The 26,084-nt window shown below is 45.8% G+C and carries 20 protein-coding genes; 2 read left to right on the top strand and 18 right to left on the bottom strand.

All coding sequences use genetic code 11. The features are described from left to right. Nucleotides 1-690 precede the first annotated feature (690 nt). The 10 genes from ACXQIQ_RS14085 to ACXQIQ_RS14040 form a co-directional block, all read right to left on the bottom strand. Nucleotides 691-2,295, bottom strand: a complete 1,605-nt coding sequence (locus ACXQIQ_RS14085) for a CTP synthase (RefSeq protein WP_439301721.1) — start codon at nucleotides 2,293-2,295, stop codon at nucleotides 691-693. Nucleotides 2,296-2,531: 236 nt separating this feature from the next. Further along, entirely contained in the window at nucleotides 2,532-3,086 is a 555-nt protein-coding gene (gene rpoE, locus ACXQIQ_RS14080; protein WP_439301722.1) for a DNA-directed RNA polymerase subunit delta, read from the bottom strand. Between the two features lie 586 nt (nucleotides 3,087-3,672). Continuing rightward, complete coding sequence (gene icmF, locus ACXQIQ_RS14075; protein ID WP_439301723.1) at nucleotides 3,673-6,936, bottom strand: fused isobutyryl-CoA mutase/GTPase IcmF; 3,264 nt, start codon at nucleotides 6,934-6,936, stop codon at nucleotides 3,673-3,675. A gap of 65 nt (nucleotides 6,937-7,001) precedes the next feature. Next, entirely contained in the window at nucleotides 7,002-7,643 is a 642-nt protein-coding gene (locus ACXQIQ_RS14070; protein ID WP_439301724.1) for a TetR/AcrR family transcriptional regulator, read from the bottom strand. Between the two features lie 2 nt (nucleotides 7,644-7,645). After that, on the bottom strand, nucleotides 7,646-8,620 hold the full coding sequence (meaB, locus tag ACXQIQ_RS14065) for a methylmalonyl Co-A mutase-associated GTPase MeaB (protein WP_439301725.1): 975 nt from the start codon (nucleotides 8,618-8,620) through the stop codon (nucleotides 7,646-7,648). A 29-nt stretch (nucleotides 8,621-8,649) separates the two neighbouring features. Then, nucleotides 8,650-9,792: an acyl-CoA dehydrogenase gene (locus ACXQIQ_RS14060; protein ID WP_439301726.1), complete on the bottom strand. Its 1,143-nt coding sequence runs from the start codon at nucleotides 9,790-9,792 to the stop codon at nucleotides 8,650-8,652. Nucleotides 9,793-9,964: 172 nt separating this feature from the next. Then, complete coding sequence (locus ACXQIQ_RS14055) at nucleotides 9,965-11,107, bottom strand: acyl-CoA dehydrogenase (protein ID WP_439301727.1); 1,143 nt, start codon at nucleotides 11,105-11,107, stop codon at nucleotides 9,965-9,967. Nucleotides 11,108-11,140: 33 nt separating this feature from the next. Continuing rightward, the gene (locus tag ACXQIQ_RS14050) at nucleotides 11,141-11,992 is read right to left on the bottom strand and encodes a 3-hydroxybutyryl-CoA dehydrogenase (protein ID WP_439301728.1); all 852 of its coding nucleotides are present in this window, start codon (nucleotides 11,990-11,992) and stop codon (nucleotides 11,141-11,143) included. Between the two features lie 19 nt (nucleotides 11,993-12,011). Continuing rightward, on the bottom strand, nucleotides 12,012-13,199 hold the full coding sequence (locus tag ACXQIQ_RS14045) for an acetyl-CoA C-acetyltransferase (RefSeq protein WP_439301729.1): 1,188 nt from the start codon (nucleotides 13,197-13,199) through the stop codon (nucleotides 12,012-12,014). 129 nt (nucleotides 13,200-13,328) lie between these two features. Next, a complete protein-coding gene (locus ACXQIQ_RS14040; protein ID WP_439301730.1) occupies nucleotides 13,329-15,461 on the bottom strand; it encodes a (Fe-S)-binding protein in 2,133 nt (710 codons plus the stop codon). Nucleotides 15,462-15,705: 244 nt separating this feature from the next. On the opposite strand from ACXQIQ_RS14040, the gene cls reads away from it, so the two are divergent. Together cls and ACXQIQ_RS14030 are read left to right on the top strand one after the other, a co-directional pair. Then, entirely contained in the window at nucleotides 15,706-16,902 is a 1,197-nt protein-coding gene (gene cls, locus ACXQIQ_RS14035) for a cardiolipin synthase (RefSeq protein WP_439301731.1), read from the top strand. A gap of 174 nt (nucleotides 16,903-17,076) precedes the next feature. Beyond that, the gene (locus ACXQIQ_RS14030) at nucleotides 17,077-17,712 is read left to right on the top strand and encodes a hypothetical protein (RefSeq protein WP_439301732.1); all 636 of its coding nucleotides are present in this window, start codon (nucleotides 17,077-17,079) and stop codon (nucleotides 17,710-17,712) included. Between the two features lie 43 nt (nucleotides 17,713-17,755). Here ACXQIQ_RS14030 and ACXQIQ_RS14025 read toward each other — a convergent pair whose 3' ends face one another. From ACXQIQ_RS14025 to speE, 8 genes are all read right to left on the bottom strand, one after another. After that, complete coding sequence (locus tag ACXQIQ_RS14025; protein ID WP_439301733.1) at nucleotides 17,756-18,226, bottom strand: RDD family protein; 471 nt, start codon at nucleotides 18,224-18,226, stop codon at nucleotides 17,756-17,758. Between the two features lie 71 nt (nucleotides 18,227-18,297). Next, complete coding sequence (locus tag ACXQIQ_RS14020; RefSeq protein WP_439301734.1) at nucleotides 18,298-19,065, bottom strand: alpha/beta fold hydrolase; 768 nt, start codon at nucleotides 19,063-19,065, stop codon at nucleotides 18,298-18,300. A 15-nt stretch (nucleotides 19,066-19,080) separates the two neighbouring features. After that, entirely contained in the window at nucleotides 19,081-19,254 is a 174-nt protein-coding gene (locus tag ACXQIQ_RS14015) for a XapX domain-containing protein (protein ID WP_226547509.1), read from the bottom strand. Nucleotides 19,255-19,522: 268 nt separating this feature from the next. Next, entirely contained in the window at nucleotides 19,523-21,193 is a 1,671-nt protein-coding gene (gene argS, locus ACXQIQ_RS14010) for an arginine--tRNA ligase (RefSeq protein ID WP_439301735.1), read from the bottom strand. Then, entirely contained in the window at nucleotides 21,190-21,627 is a 438-nt protein-coding gene (locus ACXQIQ_RS14005; RefSeq protein ID WP_439301736.1) for a YwiB family protein, read from the bottom strand. Before ACXQIQ_RS14005 ends, argS begins: the two co-directional genes overlap by 4 nt. A 91-nt stretch (nucleotides 21,628-21,718) precedes the next feature. Then, entirely contained in the window at nucleotides 21,719-23,818 is a 2,100-nt protein-coding gene (locus ACXQIQ_RS14000; protein WP_439301737.1) for a PAS domain-containing sensor histidine kinase, read from the bottom strand. A gap of 372 nt (nucleotides 23,819-24,190) precedes the next feature. Then, a complete protein-coding gene (gene speB, locus ACXQIQ_RS13995) occupies nucleotides 24,191-25,063 on the bottom strand; it encodes an agmatinase (protein ID WP_439301738.1) in 873 nt (290 codons plus the stop codon). Nucleotides 25,064-25,078: 15 nt separating this feature from the next. Further along, complete coding sequence (gene speE, locus ACXQIQ_RS13990; RefSeq protein ID WP_439301739.1) at nucleotides 25,079-25,906, bottom strand: polyamine aminopropyltransferase; 828 nt, start codon at nucleotides 25,904-25,906, stop codon at nucleotides 25,079-25,081. Between the last annotated feature and the right edge of the window lie 178 nt (nucleotides 25,907-26,084).

Below are 26,084 nucleotides of genomic sequence, written 5' to 3'. Positions count from 1 at the left end.
CCATATGCAGAAACTGACCCGATTTGATACTTCAAAATGGCTGTAGCAGGAGCCACGTACATAGTGGAACGCGAGACCTTTTCAGGCTATGTTCATTCCGGAACCAGCGACGGAATGTTCATAGCCTGTTTGGGTTTTTTGGATATTTAATGTTGTCTCTAATATATCTCCCTCCGATTTGTGCTTGATTATACTTCTTGAATCCACTCTTGAGTCTTAATGGATCCAGTTACTTATTGATAATTGATGAAGAATGACTAATTTATAAATCTAACGGACATTGAGGACCTTATTTCTATACATTATTCACTTTTACTAAACCTAACGGACATATGGTACCTTATTTGGGCCAAAATCATTAAAAACCATATACTTTTTAAAGAATAGCGTCTCTGATGTCCGTTTGCACCCCGAAATGAGCTTTTTTGTCACAAATAACGGATCTCCTGTCCGTACAACAAAAAATCACACCTAAATTCACAGCCCTCCAATAATTATTTCAGCCCTTGTAAAATGGTATGTGAATTCATATGTTATTTAGGCACAAAAGATTAGGGAATGGCTGATATAACAATAAAAAACGCACTGTGAATTTCATTGTGAAATCCAGTGCGTTTCTCTTTGTTATTAACTTGTTTGCACCTCTGAAGTGAACCCGTTAGCTTTTCGTCGATCGGTTTCTATAATGAATTATTTTTTCAGGTTTGTTGCTGCATTTACGAAGTCACGGAAGAGTGGTTGTGGTCTTGTCGGGCGTGACTTGAATTCCGGGTGGAATTGAGATGCGACGAACCAAGGGTGATCCTTCAATTCGATGATCTCGACAAGTCTTCCGTCCGGACTTGTCCCAGAGAAAATGAACCCAGCGTTCTCCATCTCTTCGCGGAACTCATTGTTGAACTCATAACGGTGGCGATGGCGTTCATATACAACTTCGTCACCATAAGCTGCAAAAGCATTTGTATCTTCTTGCAACTTACAAGGATAGATCCCAAGTCGGAGTGTACCTCCAAGGTCTTCTACATCCTTTTGCTCTGGTAGTAGGTCGATGACAGGATGTGTCGTCGCAGGGTTGATTTCTGCAGAGTGCGCATCCTCATATCCGAGTACGTGACGAGCAAATTCAACGGAAGCCAATTGCATTCCAAGACAGATACCAAGCATCGGCACTTTATTTTCACGTGCATAACGAATAGCAGAAATTTTACCTTCAATACCACGATCTCCAAATCCACCAGGAATCAAGATCCCGTCTGCATCGCCTAGCATTTCTTCTACATTTTCAGCTGTAACCTCTTCAGAGTTCACCCAGTCGATTTCGATGTCAGCATCAAATTCATAACCTGCGTGACGTAAGGATTCGACAACTGAAATATACGCATCTGGTAATGCGACGTATTTTCCGACTAATGCAATTTTCGTCTTGTTTTTCAAATTCGTAACTCGGTTGACGAGCTCTTTCCACTCCGTCATGTCCGCTTCCTGACAATTAAGCTTCAAGTGCTTGCAGACGATTTGATCCATGTTCTGTTTTTGTAGAGATAGGGGAACTTCGTATAACGTCTCTGCGTCCATCGCTTCAATCACTGAATCCGGGTGGATGTCACAGAACAAGGCAATTTTGTCCTTCATTTCTTGCGGTAACGGCATTTCATTACGAACGACGATGATGTTCGGCTGAATTCCGAGTGAACGCAGTTCTTTTACACTGTGCTGAGTCGGCTTCGTTTTCATTTCGCCTGCAGCCTTGATGTATGGAACGAGCGTACAATGGATGTACATTACGTTCTCGACACCGATGTCGCTCTTGATCTGACGGATTGCTTCGAGATATGGAAGACTTTCAATATCCCCTACTGTACCGCCGATTTCTGTAATGACGACTTCCGCGTTTGTTTCCCGTCCTGCACGGAAAACGCGCTCTTTGATTTCATTCGTGATGTGCGGAATGACCTGTACCGTTCCACCAAGATAGTCTCCACGACGTTCTTTTTTCAATACAGTGGAATAGATCTTTCCTGTCGTAACGTTGCTGTATTTGTTCAGGTTGATGTCGATGAAACGCTCATAGTGCCCTAAGTCAAGGTCAGTTTCTGCGCCATCATCTGTTACGAATACTTCACCGTGTTGGTAAGGACTCATTGTACCTGGATCCACGTTGATATATGGATCGAACTTTTGAATCGTGACCTTTACACCTCTATTTTTTAAAAGACGGCCGAGTGATGCCGCTGTTATTCCTTTTCCTAAGGAAGATACTACTCCACCAGTTACGAAGATATACTTTTTTGTCACGTTGGTTCCCCCTTGAGTTCCGTAATTTTAATTTTATCCTCTTAACAGTATGCCGAAATAAACAGGTATTAATAGAAGGGGCAAAATAAATATAAAAAAAACAAAAGCGACACCTGTCCCTCACGGGGGGCGCTTTTGTTTTTGGGTTCATATATATTCGATTTCAATTCATTTTAAGACTATAAGTAAAGCCCAAAAATGATTCTATCTACTTTCCTTGTAAATGTCAAGGTCTATTATCGGTCTTCTTCGTCGTCTTCCGATTCTTCGCTATCGTAGTTATCGTCTTCGGAATCTTCGTCATCGTCGGAAAGGTCGCCTTCTTCTTCGTCGAAGTCTACGTATTCCTCATCTTCCTCGTCGACATCATCTTCATCATCGGCGTCGAAGTCGTCTTCAAGATCGTCTTCGAAATCTTCATCCAGCTCATCCTCGAAATCTTCGAAATCCTCATCGAGGTCATCCTCATAAGCTGCTTTCGCTTTTTTACCTTTTTTCTTCTTAGGTTTGATTGTCGTTGCTAGCTCTTCATCGCTGCTTTCAACTGGGTACCAAACCTTAAGACCCCATTGGTTGTCTCCGACACAAACGAAACGGCCGTCAATGTTGATGTCTGTGTAAAATTGAGCGACACGCTTTTTTTGTTCCTGTGGTTCCATATCACGCACACTGGACACTTGTTCCATCAGTTGTGTGAACGGTGTCGGTTTCTTGTTGTCTTTTAAAATATGATATGCGATTTCTAGCATTGAAACTTCTTTCAATTCTTCCTTAGAGTACATATCGAGCATCTAAAGGCACGTCCTTTCTACTTATGGATCGATATCGTGAACCAGCCAACTTCAGGCTGTTCTATACATAAAGCGATGGAAGCAGAACAATGTCTACGTATCCATAGCCATAGCTAACGTAATCATACCATCCATTATAAACAATTTCTCTAAAGATATGCTATAGCTGTGCATAAATTTTTCAAATAAATCTCCTAGAAAGAAATAATAGATTCTGTATGGTTCTCATATGTTGGTCTTGTTGTTAGTTGTTGCTTTTAAGCCCTTTTTAAAAATCACCTTGTGTAAGTTGATTGTAGAGCAAGGTGCGAGACTCCGACGGGATCAGCGGGACAGGTGAGACCATTCAATGTCGCGAAGTGACGAGTGGGCTCACCGCACGCCCCGCGGAAAGCGAGCATCCTGGAGCGGAAATCAACAACTTTTAAAGAAAACTTGGCGAGACCAAGCTTATGAGGTCGAGCCTTAGTTGCCCTTATACTGAAGAAAGTATTTCATACTTTCTTCAAGTGCAAGAGCAACAAAGTTTACGAAAACAACCTCAAAAAAGAAAGGCTGACGTTTGTCAGCCCTCTCTATGATTCTATTACATGTTACGTCGGTATTTTCCGCCTACTTCATACAGCGCTCGGGTGATTTGACCGAGGCTTGCATGTCGGACTGTCGTCATCAACTCATCAAACAAGTTGCCACCCGACAATGCCGTTTGCTTCAGGCGGTGTAACGCTTCAGCAGTCGTATCTTCGTGCTGCTTCTGGAACTCACGCAAGTGCGTGATTTGTTGTTCCTTCTCTTCTTTCGTCGCACGAGCGAGCTGCATGTTGAAGTCCTCTTCAGAAGGAGGATTCGGGTTCAAGTACGTGTTCACTCCGATGATCGGCAGTGAACCGTCATGTTTCTTCATTTCGTAATACATCGATTCTTCTTGTATCTTACCGCGCTGGTATTGTGTTTCCATCGCGCCAAGCACGCCACCGCGCGTATTGATGCGTTCGAATTCTCTCAAAACAGCTTCCTCAACTAGGTCAGTCAACTCTTCAATGATGAAGGAGCCTTGTAAGGAGTTTTCGTTTTTCGCTAATCCAAGCTCTTTTGTAATGATCATCTGAATTGCCATTGCACGGCGTACAGATTCTTCCGTCGGTGTCGTAATCGCTTCATCATAAGAGTTCGTGTGAAGCGAGTTACAGTTATCGTAAATTGCCATGAGCGCCTGCAAGGTCGTACGGATATCGTTGAAGTCGATTTCCTGAGCGTGCAAGGAACGACCTGACGTTTGGATATGATACTTCAGCTTCTGGCTTCGCTCATTGCCTTTGTATTTGTTTTTCATGACTGTTGCCCAAATTCGACGTGCAACACGGCCGATGACCGTATATTCCGGATCAAGACCGTTACTGAAGAAGAACGACAAGTTCGGTGCGAACGTATCGATATCCATGCCACGGCTGAGGTAGTACTCGACATATGTGAAACCATTCGCGAGCGTCAACGCGAGTTGCGTAATCGGGTTCGCGCCAGCTTCAGCGATATGATAACCGGAAATGGACACAGAATAATAGTTTCGGACTTTGTTGTCGATGAAATACTCCTGGATGTCACCCATCAGGCGCAATGCGAACTCAGTCGAGAAGATACAAGTGTTTTGTCCTTGGTCTTCTTTCAGGATGTCCGCTTGGACTGTACCACGCACGACAGACAACGTCTTCGCCTTGATTTCTGCAGTTTCCTCTTCATTCGGCTTGCGTCCATTTTCTTCTTCAAAACGAGCAAGCTGTTGATCGACCGCAGTATTCATATACATCGCCAGGATGATCGGTGCTGGACCGTTGATCGTCATGGAGACAGAAGTCGTCGGTGACGTCAGGTCGAAGCCAGCATACAGCTTTTTCATATCTTCGAGCGTACAGATGCTGACGCCGCTCTCCCCAACTTTTCCATAAATGTCCGGACGGTGGTCAGGGTCTTCGCCATATAGAGTGACCGAATCGAACGCCGTCGATAGACGTTTCGCATCGTCATCTTTCGATAGATAATGGAAACGGCGGTTTGTTCGCTCTGGTGTCCCTTCACCCGCAAATTGACGCTTCGGATCTTCGCCTTTTCGTTTGAACGGGAATACGCCTGCTGTGAATGGATAACGTCCTGGAACGTTTTCGAGCATCGACCAGCGGACGATTTCGCCCCAATCCTTGAACTTCGGTAAAGCGACTTTCGGAATATCAAGACCCGATAGGCTTCGTGTCTTCAGTTCGGTCACTATTTCCTTGTCGCGGATCTTCGTGACGAATTCATCCTTGCTGTATTGTTCCTTCAACGAATCCCATCCGTCTAAAATTTCTTTCACCTCAGGATGGACTTTCTTTTCGTAGTTGTTTTTCACATCATTCAATGTGCGGATTGTCACGTCACCGTTTTCGTTCGTTTCTTCGATCGCTTCAAGAGTACCCTCGATTTGGAACAGTTTGCGAGCGGTTTCAGATTGCTCAGAAACGAACTCCTTGTAACCACGGACCGTTTGGACGATTTCATTCAGATATCCGACACGGTCAGGAGGGATGATCATATTCTGCTTTTCGACTTTCCCTTCACTGCTAAAAGATGTCGTCCAATCGAGGCCGAACTTTTCATTCAACACACCAACGAGTGCATTGAACAGGATGTTCGTACCCTCGTCGTTGAACTGGCTTGCGATCGTGCCATAGACAGGCATCTTATCAAGGTCTTGATCAAACAGCATACGGCTGCGTTGATACGTTTTGCGCACTTCACGAAGTGCATCCTCTGAACCTTTTCGGTCGAATTTGTTGATCGCAATCAAATCGGCAAAATCGATCATATCGATTTTTTCCAATTGAGAAGGCGCTCCGAATTCACTTGTCATGACGTACATGGATACATCTGAGACTTCGACGATTTCCGCATTTCCTTGCCCGATACCGCTCGTTTCGACGATGATCAAATCATAGCCGGCTGCTTTCACGACAGACAGCGCATCGGTAATCGCTTCGGAAAGCTCCGTTTTCGAACCACGGGTTGCGAGACTTCGCATGTACACACGCGGAGAATGGATCGCGTTCATACGGATCCGGTCTCCGAGCAATGCGCCACCTGTTTTCTGTTTCGTCGGATCGACCGAGATGATCGCGATCGTTTTATCCTCAAATTCGTTCAAATAACGACGGACGAGCTCATCGGTCAAGGAGCTCTTACCCGCTCCACCTGTACCAGTGATTCCGAGGACAGGTACTTTGTTCTGCATCTCTTTCATTTGTGTGATCGCTTTTTCAGCTGTAGCAGCCATCTCTTCCGCTTTCACTTTTCCAAAGTTCTCAGCAACGGTAATGAGACGTGCCACGGCTTTCGGGTCACGATTAGGAAGAAGATCCAGTTCATCATTCAGTTGAGTGAACGTCGGGAAGTCACACTCTTTGACCATCTGGTTGATCATGCCTTGTAAGCCAAGCGTTCGACCGTCTTCCGGTGAAAAGATGCGCGCAACACCGTACTCGTGCAATTCCTTGATTTCCTTCGGGATGATGACGCCGCCACCTCCGCCATAAACGCGGATATGAGAAGCTCCGTATTCTTTCAACAAGTCGACCATGTATTTAAAATACTCGACGTGTCCACCTTGATAGGAAGAGATTGCAATTCCTTGAACATCCTCCTGGATCGCCGCTTGCACGACTTCATCAACTGAGCGGTTATGTCCTAAGTGAATGACTTCTGCACCGCTCGCCTGGATGATTCTTCTCATAATGTTGATGGACGCATCATGCCCATCGAATAAGCTTGCTGCCGTTACGAAACGTACATGATTTTTCGGCTTATAAATTTCCGTTTCCATGTGAGGCTTGCTCCTTTCTTTTTTAACTATTTATGTTTTAAAGAGTACTTTGTTGGTGAGATCAACTACACCTGACTCGCCGCTTGATCCTTCCCAATCCCTTCCACCAGCAATTGGATCTGGAACTGCGTGTAGCTCTCCAATGTATGTTCCCTCTGCAACACCCAGCGTCTGAACGTCCACATCTGCCCTTGCAGCATGATGTTATGGGCGAGCAGATTCACTTCTTTTTCCGATAAAGACAGATTTCCAGCATCTACAGAGCGCTGGATCAATTTTTCAAACATGCCCGTCATTTCGATTTCTTTCCTAAGTACATATGGAAGCGCTTCATCTGAAAGCGACTTCGCTTCCTGATACATGACAAGCACTTCGTCCTGCATTTCATCCATTACTTTAAAATACGCGGCAATCGCTTCTTTGAGCCTGTTAATGCCTGGCTGATCCATGACAATCTCACTTTGAAGCCTCGAACGTACCTCATCATAGATCGAGTCACAGACCAGATATAATACGTCTTCCTTCGTACGGATATATTCATAAAGCGTACCGATGCTGAATCCTGCTGCTTTTGCGATTTCTCTTGTGGTCGTCCGGTGGAATCCTTTATCTTTGAAAAGGCTCACCGCCGCTTTGACCATTTCTTCTCTACGCTTTTGAATGAGCTTTTCATCTTTTACAAGTGAAGGTACTTTTTTCTTCCCCAACCTCATCCCTCTTTCGTAGTTGTATCTTCTCGTTCAACGTCTGCTGGATCGTCGATGAACTCCCTCAAAATCTGTGATGCAGCAGTGTACGGGTCGATTTCTCTGCGTTCAATCTGGTCTCTCCAGCTCCCGTTCTGGTGATCTTTTTGCAGTCGTTTCATCAGTTCATAATGGACGACCTCCAGAACTTCCTCTTGTAAAATCCGTGTTTTCTTCCGTTCGCCTTCTCCACTCTCTTTTAAAAAGTCGGCGTGTTTTTGTACCAGCGTCCAAAGGCTCTCCAATCCTTTATTCTCGGTGGAAATCGTCTGAGCGATCGGCGGGCGCCAAGCGGCGTCGTGTTTTACGAGGTCAAGCATTCCCTCGATTTCTGTCATCAGCTTCGACACCCCTGGTAAGTCCGCTTTATTGATGATGAACAAGTCTGCAATTTCCATGATTCCCGCCTTGAACACCTGTACGACGTCCCCGCTTCCCGGATTCAAGACGACCGCGGTCGTATCCGCGACTTTCATGATATCGAGCTCCGACTGTCCGACACCGACCGTTTCGACGAGAATGACGTCGAAGCCGTATGCGTCCAGGAGTCGGACCGCTTCCTTCGTCGTTCTCGCAAGTCCGCCAAGACTGCCGCGGGTCCCCATGCTTCGAATGTACACCCCTGGATCGGTAAAATGTTCAGCCATACGGACCCGGTCGCCTAACAGGGCTCCTCCGCTGAACGGACTGGTCGGATCAACTGCAACGATTCCGACTGTCAACTTTTTTGAACGGAGGTATTGAATGAACCGGTTGACGAGCGAGCTCTTCCCCGCACCAGGTGATCCTGTGATTCCGATGATGTGAGCACCCTTCCCCTGGTCATGCACATCCTTCAAAATCGCAAGCTTATCGGCATGATCATTTTCGAGATAGCTGATACCCCGGGCTAACGCTCTCATATCTTTGTCAATCAATTTCTTCGCGAGGTCGTGCATCGTTGGTCCTCCTGTCTTTCACCTGACCATTAATCTGCTAAAAGCATTCTTGAGATGACGAGTCTTTGAATCTCTTGGGTTCCTTCGTAAATTTGAGTGATCTTCGCATCACGCATGTAGCGCTCGACCGGATAATCCTTCGTATATCCGTATCCGCCATACACCTGAACGGCTTCTGTCGTCACTTCCATCGCGATGTCACCCGCATACAGTTTAGACATGGCTGATTCTTTACCATATGGAAGCCCTTCGCTTTCACGCCAAGCCGCTTGATAGGTTAGAAGTCTTGCAGCTTCAACTTTCGTCGCCATATCCGCCAGCTTGAATCCGATACCTTGTTGTAAGCCGATCGGTTTTCCGAACTGTTGACGTTCTTTTGCGTAGTTTGTGGATGCATCAAGTGCACCTTGTGCGATTCCGACTGCCTGAGCGGCAATCCCGTTACGACCACCATCGAGCGTCTGCATCGCAATCTTGAATCCTTCGCCTTCTTCTCCTAAACGGTTTTCCGCTGGAACGCGGCAATCTTCGAAAATGATTTCCAGTGTAGGGGATGAACGGATTCCAAGTTTCTTTTCCTTCTTACCGAATGAGAATCCAGGCGTCCCTTTTTCAACGATGAATGCTGTGATTCCTTTGTGCTTGCTTTCGCGATCCGTTACTGCGAATACAACATAAATTTCTGCATCTCCAGCGTTCGTGATGAAAATCTTCGACCCGTTGATGATATAGTCATCGCCGTCACGGACTGCTGTCGTTTTCATTTTGGAAGCATCAGACCCGGAGCCTGGCTCAGTAAGACCATATGCTCCTAGCTTCTTCCCTTCCGCCATCGGTCGAAGGAATTTCTGCTTCTGCTCTTCATTTCCATATTTATAAACCGGCCAGCCAGCAAGTGATGTATGAGCAGATAATGTTACACCCGTAGATGCACATACTCTTGATAGCTCTTCTACAGCGATGACATAGCTAAGGTAATCCGCACCGATTCCGCCGTACTCTTCCGGCCATGGGATTCCCGTTAACCCAAGCTGCGCCATTTGATCGAATAGACTGCGGTCGAAGCGTTCTTCTTCATCTCGCTCTGCTGCTGTCGGTTCCACTTCATTTTTCGCAAAATCTCGGACCATCTTTCTCAGCATTTCATGTTCTTCTGTTAGTTGGAATTGCATGTTTCCCTCTCCCTTTTCTAATTAGATCAATTCATCAATGAGTTCTACTGTCAACGGATTAGAAACAAGAAGTTCGAGGCACGTAGGTTTTTAGCGGCCGGAGTGTATAAATCATACATGAGGACCGATAAAAACCAAGTAACAACGAAATTCGCCGTTTATCATTCGTTGACTAGTTGTTCATCAAATGTTTGCTGATTACAACCCGCTGAATTTCGCTCGTTCCTTCGTAAATCTCACATACTTTCGCGTCACGGAACAATCGCTCAACTGGGTATTCCTTCGTGTAGCCGTATCCGCCGTGGATCTGCACCGCTTCTATCGCCGATTTCGTCGCGGTTGTTGAAGCGAACAGTTTCGCGATCGATGCATCTCTGCCGCACGGCTTGCCAAGTGACTTCAAGTTCGCTGCACGATAGGTTAAAAGCTTCGCAGCTTCCACTTCCGTTGCCATATCCGCCAGCTTGAACCCGACACCTTGCTGCAATCCGATCGGCTTACCGAACTGCTTTCGTTCTTTCGCATACGCAGTGGAATATTCAAGCGCTGCCTGACCGATTCCAAGCGCCTGTGCTGCAATTCCGATTCGTCCAGCATCAAGGTTGGACATCGCAATTTTGAAGCCCATACCCTCTTCTCCGAGTCTGTTCTCCACCGGTACTTTGGCATCTTCAAAAATGAGCTGGCTCGTATTCGACCCGTTCAAGCCCATCTTTTTCTCTTTTTTCCCGACCTCGAATCCTGGCGTATCTTTATCAACGATGAATGCAGTAATTCCGCGACTGCCTTCTTCCGGGTTCGTCGAGGCGAAAACGATGTACACATCCGCTTCCCCAGCGTTCGTGATGAACACTTTCGATCCGTTCAGAATGTAATGATCTCCGTCTCGTACTGCTTTCGTCTTCAAACCGCCCGCGTCCGATCCTGCTCCTGGCTCGGTCAATCCGAATGCACCAAGGTACTGTCCACTCGCAAGTTTCGTGACATATTTTTTCTTCTGCTCTTCTGTCCCGAAGTAATAAATCGGATTCGTTCCTACAGAAGTATGCACAGATAAGATGACACCGACCGTTGCGCTGACTCTTGAGAGCTCATTGATCGCTATGATGTAGGAAGTGAAGTCCATCCCAGCTCCACCGTACTCCTCAGGGATCGGTATCCCCATCAGTCCAAGCTCAGCCATCTTATCAATGACTGCTCTCGGAAACTCATCGGTTTCATCCATCTCCTCGACAATCGGTCGGATTTCCGCTTCCGCAAAATCACGGACCATTTTCCGCATCATTTCTTGTTCTTCTGTAAAACGAAGATTCATGGTCATCCCCCTGTCTGTCGATCCATCGACAATCTAGTTGTATTCGTAAAATCCTTTTCCAGTTTTCTTACCGAGCCATCCGGCCTTCACGTACTTACGCAATAATGGACATGGACGATACTTGTCGTCCCCGAATCCTTCATGCAACGTTTCCATGATATAGAGGCAAGTATCCAATCCGATAAAATCAGCGAGTGTCAACGGTCCCATTGGGTGATTCATACCGAGCTTCATCACTTCGTCAATCGCTTCTGGTTCAGCAACTCCTTCATAGACCGTGTAGATCGCTTCGTTGATCATTGGCATAAGGATACGGTTGGAAACGAATCCTGGGAAGTCGTTCACTTCTACCGGTGTTTTGGCAAGTGTTTTTGTCGTATCTTCAATCACTTTGTACACTTCGTCTGTTGTCGCAAGTCCTCTGATGATTTCAACCAGCTTCATGACCGGTACCGGATTCATGAAGTGCATGCCGATCACTTTCTCCGGACGGTTCGTTGCTGCTGCGATTTCTGTAATCGGTAAAGAGGACGTATTCGTTGCGAGAATTGCATGTTCTGGCGTAATTTCATCGAGATGAGTGAACAACTTGCATTTCACATCAAGGTTTTCGACAACCGCTTCGACGACCAAGTCGACATCGGATGCGTTATTCAAGTCTGTGGACGGTTTAAGACGTCCTAAAACCGCGTCCGCTTCTTCTCTTGTCATGCGTTCTTTTTCCACTTGTCGGTTCATGTTCTTGGAGATGTAGTCCATCCCTTTTTGTACGAAATCTTCTTTCAAGTCATGTAAAACGACGTTGTACTCCGCTTGTGCAAAAACTTGTGCAATTCCAGCGCCCATCTGTCCTGCGCCGACGACCATTATGTTTTTAATTTGCATGTATGTGAGCCTCCTTGGATTATTGCTTTTCTACTTCGACCATGATTGCGTCTCCTTGACCACCGCCACTGCAAATTGCAGCGATACCGATTCCGCCTCCGCGACGTTTCAGTTCGTGGATCAAGGTGATGATGATACGTGCTCCGCTTGCCCCGATCGGATGACCGAGTGCGACCGCACCACCGTTCACGTTCACTTTTTCCGCGTCAAGATCTGCAATTTGTGAGCTTGCCAGTGCTACTGCCGCAAAGGCTTCATTCACTTCAAAAAGATCGATTTCCGATAAAGATCTTCCAGTTTTCTTAAGGAGTTCATTGATGACGACACCCGGTGTTTGCGGGAAGTTTTCCGGTTCCATCGCAATTGCCGTGTGACCAAGAATCGTTGCCATCACTTGTTTGCCTTCTTTTTTCGCGCGATCCTCAGACATAAGGACGAGCGCACCAGCACCATCGTTTACGCCTGGTGCGTTTCCTGCCGTAATCGTTCCATCATGGTCGAACACCGGCTTCAATTTCCCAAGTGCTTCAGCTGTCGAATCCTTACGTGGTGCCTCATCGGCATCTACTACGACTGGATCTCCTTTTCGCTGAGGAACATCGACTGAGATGATCTCCTCTGCTAATTTTCCAGATTCCGTTGCCGCTACTGCACGTTGATGACTTCGGAATGCCCATTCGTCCTGCTGCTCTCGCGTGAGGTTGAACTCTTTTGCCGTCGAGTTTCCGTAGTTCCCCATATGGACACCCTTAAAAGAGCACGTCAATCCATCGGATACCATCGAGTCGATGACCTTGCCATCACCCATACGGAAGCCCCAACGTGCTTTTGGCATCATGTAAGGCGCGTTACTCATCGATTCCATGCCACCGGCAACGATGACCTCTTCATCTCCAGCACGGATGATCTGATCTGCCATCGTCACACTTCTCATTCCAGAGGCACAAACTTTGTTGACAGTCTCCGTTTTCACTCCCCATGGAATGCCAGCGATGTTGGCAGCTTGACGGGATGGGATTTGCCCTTGCCCTGCTTGAAGGACGCAACCCATGATGACTTCGTCGACATCCTGTGGCGAAATGCCTGCGCGGACGAGCGCTTCTTTGATCGCTGTTCCTCCAAGTTGGGACGCTGTCAATGAACTGAGAGCACCTCCGAATTTTCCAAACGGCGTACGGACTCCACTAACGATTACGGTCTTCCCCATTTGCTAACTCCTCCTTTTAATTGGTGAATTGCATTAGACTAAAATTGCGAGCGAACGCTCAATCGGCTACATAGAAAGAGATCAAGCTCGGTTTTCGGCCGAGCTGATCTATGGGCTTAAGCTTTTCATCTATTGAGCAATCTTTTGTTCTTCGTTTCCAAGTACGGAGCGTTCGAGGATTTCAACGACATCCAGCGTCTGGACGTTGTCTTCCACTTCTTTCGCTTTCGTACCGTCACTGAGCATCGTCAGGCAGTAAGGACATCCGCTTCCGATCATCGTCGGACTCACTTCGAGCGCTTGCTCTGTACGTGATACGTTGACTCGATGTCCTGCATCTTCTTCCATCCACATCAGTCCGCCACCGGCTCCACAGCACATACCGTTTTGACGGTTACGGTTCATTTCAACGACGTTCACGCCCGGAATCGCTTTCAAAATATCACGAGGTGGTTCATACACTTCGTTGTAACGACCTAGGTAACAAGAATCATGATATGTGATCGTCTCGTTGACTTCGTGTGTTGGATTCAAGCGACCTTCACGGATCCATTCTGCTAACAACTCTGTATGGTGATACACTTCTACGCCTTCTAGACCGAAATCAGGATACTCATTTTTGAATGTGTTATAAGCGTGAGGGTCGATCGTGATGATCTTCTTCACGTTATGCTTTTCAAACAACTCGATGTTCTTCGTCGCGATTTCCTGGAACAAGAATTCGTTTCCGATACGACGAGGCGTATCTCCAGAGTTTTTCTCCTTGTTACCGAGGATTGCGAACTTGATGCCTGCTGAGTTCATCATGCGTGCAAGAGACAACGCAATCTTTTGGCTTCGGTTATCGTAAGAGCCCATTGAGCTTACCCAGAACAGGTACTCAAACTCTTCACCAGCTTTTTCAACTTCTTTTACAGTTGGGATATGGACATCATCGTGTCCGTCGCGCCAATCTTCACGCTCTTTACGGCTAAGGCCCCAAGGGTTACCTTGACGCTCGATGTTCTGGATTGCACGCTGGCCATCCGCATCCATCTTCCCTTCCGTCAGAACGAGGTAACGACGCATGTCGATGATCTTATCGACGTGTTCGTTCATGACTGGACATTGGTCCTCACAGTTACGACATGTCGTACATGCCCAGATTTCTTCTTCCGTGATGACGTCACCGATCAGATCGATCGTATATTCGAATCCACGGCTTCCTTCTTCTACAGCTGCAGCCGTTTCGTTATGTCCGACACCTTGTGCTGCCAATTGGTTCCCTGTCGTGTTACTGAACGCAACAGCAGGTACCCAAGGTGTACGAGATGTGACCGCTGCTCCTTTTTCCGTCAAATGATCACGAATCTTGATGATCAGATCCATTGGAGAAAGCATTTTACCAGTACCCGTCGCTGGACAGACGTTTGTACAACGTCCGCACTCGACACATGCATAAAGGTCGACTAGCTGCTTCTGGTTGAAGTCCTCTACTTTACCAACACCGAATGTTTCTTGTGTTTCATCTTCAAAATCAATCGCTGCAAGCCTTCCAACCTTATGCGTACGGCCCAAGAATACGTTGATCGGACCTGCGATCAAATGCGCGTGCTTGGATTGCGGTACGTACACTAGGAATGTGAGCAAGATCAACAGGTGAACCCACCAGGATACATAGAATAGGACGGCAGAGCCGGTTTCTCCTACCCACCCGAATAAAAAGGCGATGGCACTCGCAACAGGTGCTGTCCAGCTCAATTCAAGGTCATGCCAGATGATTTCCATTCCGTTTCCGAATAGTACGGAAAGCATCAAGCCACCGATAAAGATCAGTACGAGTCCTGCTTTAAAGCCACGCTTCAAGCGGACGAGCTTTTCGATGTAACGGCGGTAAAAAGCCCAGATCACCGCTACAAGAATCATCAAGGTGACAAGTTCCTGGAACAATGTAAAGCCTGGATAAAGCGGTCCAAGTGGCAGATGCGATTCTGGCGCCAGTCCTTTCCAGATCATATCGATCGCGCCGAATTGAACCATGATGAATCCATAGAACATCATGACGTGGATGATTCCACTCTTTTTATCTTTCAAAAGTTTCTTTTGCCCGAAAACGTTGACGAGAATCGACTGGAATCGTTCCTTCATCGTATGATCGAATTCAGCTTTCTTCCCAAGCTTGATATACTCGTATCTCGTTTTCACGACGTAAGCGAATAAGTAGAATGCGTAAGCGGTTACAAAAAGAAATGCAAGCCAGTTGATAATCAATAGTGCGTCCAAAATGTTTCAGCCCCCTTCGGTTTTTCATGCGGTGAATTTACGGAAAAAAATAAATTAGGACCTCAATTCAGAATGAAACTAATTTTCTGACATCATTATAGCATAGATTCTTGTGAATGAGCATTCAGTCAACGATATTTTTGTAAAAAATTCTACATTTTTGGATGAGCCTTTTTTCCTGAATTTGATAGTTGAAGGTGCATTTGGGAATAGTAAGAGCACTACGAAAAGAGGAGCGGTTCCCATGAGCGTGCTTATGACAATCGTCATAATCCTTGCCATCATAGTGATTTGGGCGATTGCCGACTTCACTCTCGGAAGAAAAAAACATCAATCTGAATCCAATAAACTGACGCTCTCCCCAGAAGATGGTGATTGGGACTTCTTTTCAGAAGGGTCGACTTTTTTTGCACAATTTTTCGAAGATCTGAGGGCTGCCCAGTCGTTCATTTACGTCCAGTTCTATATCGTGCGGGATGATCCTCTCGGTCGCGAACTGTTCCAGATTTTAAAGAAGAAGGCTTCAGAGGGCGTTGAAGTGTTCTTTGTCGTGGATGCACTTGGGAGCCATAAATTGCCGAAGCAAGTGGTGGAAAATCTTCGTTCATCAGGCGTAAAGGTGTTGCTTATAGAAAGACCGAAATTTCCTTACTTGTTTTATTCCTATAATCGACGAAACCATCGCAAAGTCTCCGTCATAGATGGACGTTATGCGTATATTGGGGGATACAATGTCGGAGAGGAATACCTTGGAAAAGATCCGAAATTAGGCCATTGGCGGGATTATCATTTGCGATTGTCCGGACAAGTAGTAAGGCAGTTCCATTCCTTGATCCGATGGGAATTGGAGCAATCAACAGATGAATCATTCGACATTGATTTTCCTGATGTCTCTGAAACCGGTTCAGAACCATTCGAGTTACTTGCCACCAACGGTCAGCATATGGAGGAATTTTTCGTCAACAAAGTGAACGAAGCGAAGTCCTCCATTTTTATCGGTACACCTTATTTCATCCCTGGTCGGAAGCTTGTCCAAGCTTTGAAAAACGCATGTCAAAATGGCGTGAAAGTGAAGATTTTGATTCCGATGAGAGCGGATCACCTTTTCGTAAAAGAAGCAGCCATCCCGTATTTACTCCCGTTACTCAATGCAGGAGCAGAAATATACCGGTACTATCCAGGTTTTTATCACGCGAAAGTGTTGATGATCGACCACTCTTTTTGTGATATTGGAACGGCTAATTTTGATAAAAGAAGCTTTTATTTGAACAATGAAGTGAACTGCTTATTCACGAGCGAAACGTTGATTGAGAAGATTTCAAAGGTGATCGACTTCGATCTACAACAATCCGAACAGCTTTCCCTGCCCGATTTGACGCAACGATCTATTCTGGATCGTACAAAAGGGCTTTTCGCAAATATGATATCTAGATTTTTATGAGATGAATGCTGATGAATAGAGCGACCATCTGAGGTCTCCTCCCCCCCCACCTCCTTGCCCTATCATTTACATAAGGCTGGAGGTGCGTTACAATTTGAGCAAATGTTTCCCATGAGCAAAATTCATGTGAATGGGTAACAAAACAGCGCTCGGTAAAAAGGAGTTGTTCTATTCATGCTCAAACTATTACACGAATCTATCCCGTGGAGTAGTAAAATCAGTTTGTTGACATTCGGTCTCGCCATCATCTTTTCCCTCGTATCCACCCTTTTCCGAAGTGGTTCCAGCTTACTTGTCAGTATGTTCGTCGTCCTTTTGTTCATATTGATCGGTATTATCGGCGATACGATCGGACTTGCTGCTGCCACTTCGAAAGAGGTCCACTTTCATGCGATGGCATCGAAAAAAGTGACAGGAGCAAAGGAAGCTGCCTACATCTCCAAAAACGCACCCGTATTCTGTAGCTTCTTCAATGATGTTGTCGGTGATATTGCAGGAATCGTAAGTGGCGCTGCATCGACTGCCGTTGTTTTTCAAGCAGCCAAAATAATCAATACGACGGAAGGATCTGTTCTATTCATCATCATTACCGTTATTCTGACGAGTATCATTGCTGCACTAACCGTTGGAGGTAAGGCGATCTGCAAAACCATCGCCATTTATCAGTCCACCAACATCATTATCTTTACGGGTAAATGTATTTATTTTGGCAATCGTTTGGTTCAATTGTTCATGTTCAAACAACCAAGAAAAAAGAAAGCGTATCATCGATTCAAAAAAGCACCTGGTGACATAGCCAATAATGCATAGTTTTGAAATGTAAAAAACGACAGTCCGTGGACTGTCGTTTGCGCTATGCAGATATTTTGGCTTGTTTCTGTACATATTTCGGGACTGAACCTTTCACGACGACGGTGCCTGCGACCAGGTCATGCAAGCTCTTTCGATCCGTTCGCAAGAGCATCATACCGAAGCTGACCACGAGCAAAGCCCCAAATGAAACGATATAGAAAAATGGAACGATTCCATAACGGAGAAACATGGAAAGATAACCAGGCGGATTGCCTTTTCGCATTTCAATCCGGATTCCAGCCATCCATTTTCCGATGGTATACCCTCGGGTCAAAACAGGGACCATCAACCAATAGAAGGCTTCAAGGGCAATCGTTACCCAATCTCCCCTCCAATTCCCTACAACGAGAAAACTGATGACGGCCAATGGAGCAGTAATGACGACAAGGTCGACAATCAAAGCAAGAACTCGTTGCCAAATCGAAGCGTACACATGAATGTTCGGACGTTGCTTGTTCATGACTTCGTCCAAGAGCCTCTCCTCCTAAACAATAGCTTGTATAAAACTACTGTATGCACGAACACTGACAATTATTTCGGGTGTCAGTCGACGTTGGAGCTCATGAATGTATCGACAAGTTGGTTGAACGCGCGCCATTGTCGGATTGGTACTTCGTGAAATGCATTCCTTACAATCGCAATCTTTCCGTTTTTCAATGATGTCTCGTAATCCCTTTGATACCGTCGGATGTGCTTGACGAACTGTCCATAGATGACAAGGACTGGGTAATCCATTTCCGGCAGACGTTCACAGCAGGAATAATGGTAGGATGCTTCATAGAATTCATACCAATTGCGCTGATTTGTACTACTTACGGTTTTCCACAGCCGATTTCGATCTTCCTGCTGGATTCCATGACTTGTTACGAGAATTTTTCCTAAAAGATCCGGACTGAGTTTCAACAGTTTCATTCCAGCAAGGAATTCCGCTTTCAACATAGGTGTACAGACATGCGGAAAGCCCCCGCTCAAAATGAGCGCTTTCGTCCGTTCCGGGTAAGTGAGGGCAAAATGCTGGGCAACTGTCCCACCTGCCGAGTAGCCACAAATAACCGCTTTTTCCAAACTCAAAGTGTCCATCAGATGGAGCAGTTCCTCTGCCAGTGACTCGATGGTTACAGGCTCTTCAGTCCCTTCACTTTCTCCGTGACCGCACATGTCATAGAAGATGACCCTATAGGATGACGAAAGCGCCTTTTGATAATAAAAGACGCTTTTTCCCAATCCAGGTGGATGCAAGAATAGGATCGGAGTCCCTTCTCCCTGATCGATGATGCTCAGTTGACGATGGTGTACAGACAAGGTATCCAATGGCCAATGACTCCTTTAATTGTTCATGATATAAGGTAAAACTGAAATAACGAACTTATAACCTAAGTAGATTCCGACGATTCCAAGGATACCTGAGAAGGCAGGAGGTGCTGGAATGGGCAATTTGAAGAGCGCAAATACAACGCCCACAATAAAGCCAGATAAGATGGATAATAGTAATAGTTTCATTTCATGATTCCTCCAAATAAATGATGCTCTTATTAGCGTACAAAGTTCAGAAATTCACTCGCTTTCCGCACTTGCACAGGATGTGCTGACTTCGACGTTCACCATAGGACGTGGTGGTAGTTAGTCGAAGGTCCATGTTGTCCTGGCTCGCTAATCCCGCAGGAGTCTCGTGAATTTCTTTAATCCTCTTTTATACTGTAAAATCACTTAACAACAAATGATGCTCTCTGCATTAGTATGACAGAGAGCATCTGAAAATATGTTTCTCTTACATTTTTTCCGGAGCGGAAACTCCGATTAGTTTCGTTCCGTTCTCTAACGTCTGTTGAACTGCTTTCATCAACTTATATCGAGCTTTACTTTGCTCTGGTTGTTCATCATCCAGTACACGCTCTGCGTTATAGAAGCTGTGAAGTGCAGATGCCAATTCAAACAGATAATTCGTCATGCGGTGCGTCGAGAGTGTCAACGCAGCATCATCCACTGCTTCCGGGAATTCACCAAGCTTTTTCAACAGGTCGAATTCTTTCTCCGAGTTGATATAAGACAGATCGACATCCTCTTCAAAAGAGTACCCCTTCTCTTCACCCTGTCTGAGCATGCTGCATACCCGCGCATGCGCATATTGGATGTAGTAGACCGGATTCTCGTTCGAACGGGAAACAGCCAAGTCCATATCGAAATCGAGGTGAGAGTCCGAGCTTCTCATTGCGAAGAAATAACGCATTGCATCAACACCGACTTCATCCATCAAATCTCTTAGCGTAACTGCTTTACCGGTACGCTTACTCATCTTCACCTTTTCACCGTTCTGGAACAAGCTGACGAGCTGGATGATTTGAATTTCGAGTTGATCTCGATTGTATCCCATCGCTTCGACCGCGGCCTTCATACGCGGAATGTAGCCGTGGTGGTCTGCTCCCCATACGTTGATCAGCGTTTCGAATCCACGCTTGAACTTGTCATAGTGATACGCGATGTCTGGTGTCAGATAGGTGTATGTCCCGTCATTTTTAATCAAAACGCGGTCCTTATCGTCACCGAAGTCCGTTGTTCTGAACCAAGTCGCTCCATCTTTTTCGTATGTGACGCCTTTTTCACGTAGCATATCCAACGCCTGGTCGATTTTACCTGACGTATAAAGGCTTGTTTCAGAATAATACTCATCGAAGTTCACTCGGAATTCAGCCAGGTCCGCTTTGATTTTCTCAAGCTCTTTTTCTAGTCCGAACTCGCGGAAAAATTGCAAGCGCTCTTCCTGATTGTAATGGACGTACTTGTCTCCGTCCTTCTCAACCACTTCTTGCGCAAATCCGATGATGTCTTTTCCGTAATAGCCATCTTCTGGCATAGTCGCTTCTTTTCCTAACGCCTCCAGGTACCGTGCTTCAAGGGAAAGGGCGAGGTTATGGATTTGGTTACCCGCATCATTGATGTAATACTCTCTTCCTACCTCATATCCCGCTTTATCGAGCAGGTTGCAGAGTGTGTCGCCGACTGCTGCTCCTCGTGCGTGCCCTAGATGAAGGCTTCCTGTCGGGTTCGCAGACACGAACTCGATCTGCACCTTTTTGTTATTACCAGTGTTCGTCGAGCCGTATTCTTCACCTGCATCAATGATCGTCGGAATCAGCTTCGTCAAATACTGATTATCCAAGTAAAAGTTGATGAATCCCGGACCAGCGACTTCAATTTTTTCAATGGAAGCTTTCGAACGATCGAAGTTCGCGACCATATCTTCTGCGATCTGACGTGGTGCTTTTTTCGCAATACGCGCAAGCTGCATCGCCATATTCGTTGCAAAGTCTCCGTGGTCTTTATTTTTCGGAAGTTCCAGTACGACGTCTGGCAACTGATCTTCTTTTGCGAGTCCAGCTTTTATAACAGAGTCAGCAATTTCTTGTTTCAGTAGCTCTTTCACCTGTTCAACAATTGTCATTCTTCTTCCCCTCTCAGCTTGATTTCCAGTTCATGATATCCAGCCTCTTCACCCTGGAAAAGGACCTGGTAATTCAAAGACAGTTTCCCTTCCTGGCTGTTTTCATGCCACTCGAAACCCATCGATTCTGTTCTTGTAGCGATTTGGATCGGACCATACGGACTTTCGTACGTTCCTTCTTTCAAACTCCCCGGCGCAAACCGTTGTTTCATTGAAACGGCTCCGCTGCGGATGATCGTTATATCTTCGTCTTTGATTTTTATCGTCGTATTCACTTGATCCGTGTCGTTCAGCATTTCATCGTAACGAAGGTATACAGTGTCCGCCTTTCTGAGAATCGTTCCGTCAGAAGTGAGCTTTGTATCCTCATTTTCACCCGAATCTGTAATTTTAGTATGTAACATGACTTTTACAGGAATAGGATTAGCGTCCATACTGTTTCACACCCTTCATTCTTCATTAACCTACACATTATATAAAAAAAGCGCCACCTCTTTCAAGGTGCAGCGCCATAGGGAAATTTTTCTAGGAGGATGGCAACGGTAGAAGAACGTCGACTGTCGTCCCTTCACCAACGACACTTGAAAAATGCATCGTCCCTTTATGATCTTTGATGATTTTGAAGCTGACCATCAAACCGAGCCCCGTTCCCTTCTCTTTTGTCGTGTAAAAAGGTTCGCCGAGTCTGGAAAGACGATCTTCAGGTATGCCAGGCCCCTGATCGATGACTCGGATGAGAAGCTGGTCATCTTCTGTTTTTCGACAGGTGACGATGATCTTTCCGCCATCCTGCATCACTTCTATTGAGTTTTTGATTAAATTGATGAAAACCTGTTTCAGCTGGTTTTCTTCGCAATCGATCTCTAGATCATCACCCTCAAAATCCACGATGAATTGAATGTTATGCAAATTCGCTTGTCCTTCCAGCAACTTGAGGACGTGTCGTATGAGGTGTCCGATTTTTTTCCTCTGAAAACAAACACTCTGAGGCTTTGCCAGGACGAGCATCTCGCTGATGATCTGTTCAATGCGATTGAGCTCAGATAACACGATTTGATAATAGAGATCCTTCTCCGGCACGCCGTTCTCCATCATTTGGATGAACCCTTTAATGGAAGTGAGCGGGTTGCGGATTTCATGGGCAACCGCAGCAGCCAGCTCCCCGACTACGGTGAGCTTTTCGGATCGGCGTAGCAGTTCTTCGGATCGTTTTTCCTCCGTAATATCCCGCAAGATGCCATACATACCGACAATCTCATTTTCAACAATCATCGGGAAGCCGACGACACGGACACTGATGGTTTTGCCATCCTTCCGCAACATCCGCTTTTCGAACTTGACCGTCTTGCCCTCGAAGATATTTTTATAATGAACCTTCGTCTGTTCCCAATCTTCCGGCAAGATGAAATCGGAATAATGCAGACCGATTTGTTCTTTTGCTGTAAAACCGGTGATTTTCACGATAGCCGGATTGATGCTCGTGAGCTCACCATTCAAATTGATGGAATAGATGCCATCTGGATTGTGCAGGAATAACGAGCGATAGCGCCGTTCACTTTGTTGAAGCGACCGCTTCGCGTGATTTTTCTCGGTCACGTCCCGGAAAACGGCTAACACATACGTCTTGCCGTTTTCTTTAATCGGAATCGACTTTCCTTCCATCTCCAACACTACACCGTCAGGACGGACGATTTTCAACGGGAAGAGCTGTTCCACCCGTGTACCTTCCATCACTTTATTGATTCGTTGCATGGAATCATTGTAATCTTCCATATGGATGTACCGGGAAATATCTTGTCCGATGAGCGCATCTTTGTCTTCCACACCTAAAAGCATGGCAGCGACATCATTCAAATATATGATTTTTTCTGAGTCGTGGAGACAGACTGGATCTGGCGAATGCTCTACGAGTTGCCGGTAGCGTTGTTCGGATTCGAGAAGTGCTTCCTGAGCCCTTCGCAGTTCAGAGTTGTTCCTCGCTACACAATAAGCCCCATCCAATTGTCCATTCGTGTAATACGGAATATGAGTGAATTGAAACTCGATCCTTTCACCCATTTTCGATTCCATATGGATATCCTGGGTAAAGATGTTTCCTTCGTTAATCTGTTGGAGACACTGTTTGGCATCTGCCTTGTTCGTTGTTGCGAAAATGTCCGTCAAATGCTTGCCGTTGAGCTGATTTCGATCGTAAGAAAGGATTTGAAGACAAGCCCAATTGACCTCTAAGATCGTGCCTTCCAGATCGATCATCAGAATCGGCACATCATTTTGGTAAAAGAGAGAATTGAATGGCTGATCCGCATCATGATCATCCTCCATTTTACGTACGAGGAGATCGATGACGCCGTTAGGGTGTTGATAGGAACAAACTTTAATGTGAGCGGTGTTCAGTGGAGTGTTCCATTCTGTCTGGAGCCACTTCCCTTGTTGTATGTGAAAAACATTGATCTGTTCAATAAAATGATGGATGTTATGCTGTAAAATCGGTTCACCGAACCAATCGTGGACCTTTTGGTTTGAATAGGAAATTGAACCATCTGGTTGGATTCGTATGAATCCGTCGGATAGCTGGTCAATCATGGACTGATTCAATTCCATTGAAGCAGCAGATATAGGTTGCACACTACCTTCTCCTTTTCGTCTGTTACCTATAGATTAGACTCTGGAAGAGATATTCCTTCTTTCGGGCAATTTGGGGTCGTATTTTGTTCATTATTGAATGCGGAGAGCACAGATTCTGTATGAATGTCGTAATTTTTGTTTGAAACCACCGAAGATTGATAAAAAACACGTGAAACATCGTTATTTCCAATAAAAAACGGGTTATTTCCCATAAATTTTGAGATTTATAGACCAGATTCGGAAATTATAGACCAGATTCAGGATTTATAGACCAAAATACGAAATTATAAGCCAAATCGAGAAATTATAATCCAAATTCAAGATTTATAATCCAAAAAACAGGATGACCCTATCGGCCATCCTGTCATTTCGTTATTTTACCCATCCGAGAAGCATTTCACGGATGAATTTACTTGCTGCGATTGGTGTTTGTTCAGAGTGGTCGTAGATTGGCGCTACTTCGACAAGGTCTGCACCGATGACGTTCACGTCGGACTGCGCGATGAGGACGATTGCTTCGAGCAACTCTTTCGAAGTGATGCCGCCCGCTTCTGCAGTACCTGTTCCAGGTGCATGCGCTGGGTCGAGTACATCAATGTCGATCGTGACATACACGTTACGTCCAGCTAATTTCGGAAGCACTTCCTTCAAAGGTTCAGCCACATCGAACTTCGACATGTGCATGCCGGACTCTTTTGCATATTGGAACTCTTCCTTCATACCAGAACGGATTCCGAATGAATAGACATTCTCCGGTCCGATCAACTCGCACGCCTTACGGATCGGTGTTGAGTGGGAGAGCGGTTCTCCCTCATATTCTTCACGTAAATCTGCGTGTGCATCGATATGGATGATCGCGAAATCGTCATACTTCTTGTGAAGCGCTTTGAACACCGGCCAAGAAACGAGGTGTTCGCCACCGATTCCAAGTGGAAATTTCCCCATGTCTAATATTTTACCGACATAGTCTTCAATCATGTCGATGCTGTTTTGTGGATTCCCGAACGGAAGCGGGATATCTCCTGCATCGTAAAACTTCACTTCTTCCAGTTCACGGTCCATGTACGGGCTGTATTCTTCCAGTCCGAGAGAGACCTCACGGATTTTAGCTGGACCGAATCGGGATCCTGGGCGGAAGCTGACCGTCCAGTCCATCGGCATGCCATAGATAACGACCTGGCTCTCTTCCAAATCAGGGTGACTTTTGATGAATACATTACCAGAATAAGCTTCTTCGAATCGCATGTTGTGCTGGCCCTCCTATTCGACTAGATCACGCACGAATTTCGGCAGCGCGAAAGCAGCCGCGTGTAATTCCTTTGTGTAGTACTTCGTTTCGATGTCGTGGAAACGGTCTTCTTCCACTTTTAACGGATCATGTTTCTTCGATCCGATCGTGAACGTCCACAATCCGCTTGGATACGTCGGGATGTTCGCTGTGTAAAGGCGCGTCACAGGGAAGATTTCTTTCACGTCACGGTTCACTTGAGAAATGAGGTCCGCCTTGAACCATGGGTTGTCAGTTTGTGCGACAAAGATTCCGTCCTCTTTCAACGCTTTAGAGATTCCTTCATAAAATCCGCGCTCAAACAACTTAGCAGCAGGTCCGACTGGCTCAGTGGAGTCTACCATGATGACGTCGTATTCGTTCTCGCTTTTCGCAATGTGCATGAACCCGTCGTCCACTTGTACGTCAACACGCGGGTCGTCTAAGTCGCCTGCAATTTCTGGCAAATATTTTTTCGAATACTCGATGACTTTCCCGTCGATTTCAACCAGAACCGCCTTCTCAACTGAAGGGTGCTTCAACACTTCACGAATGACACCGCCATCGCCGCCTCCGACAACAAGTACATGTTTCGGGTTCGGGTGCGTGAATAGAGGCACGTGCGCAACCATTTCATGATAGACGAACTCATCCTTCTGCGTCGTCATGACCATGCCGTCCAATACGAGCATGTTTCCGAATTCTTCTGTTTCAATCATGTCCAAGCGTTGGAAGTCTGTCTGCTCTGTATGTAACGTACGCTTGATTTTCGCCGTGATTCCAAAGCGTTCCGTCTGTTTTTCCGTGTACCATAATTCCACAGCAATCACCTCATCTATTATCGTTGAATCTTATTTTGAATTGTATCATAGCTCTACATTCCATCTCGAATCAGAACAAGAAAAGTATACTGGAATCCACCGTTTTTGCAAGCAAAATTTATTTCCAGAAATGCCGCTATGAATAGACGTTTAGAATCTATGAAACCCTCCCATACTA

It is taken from the genome of Pseudalkalibacillus sp. Hm43, from assembly GCF_054170705.1.
The sequence above is the reverse complement of the archived record's forward strand: the minus strand, read 5'-3'. Positions and strand labels throughout refer to the sequence as shown.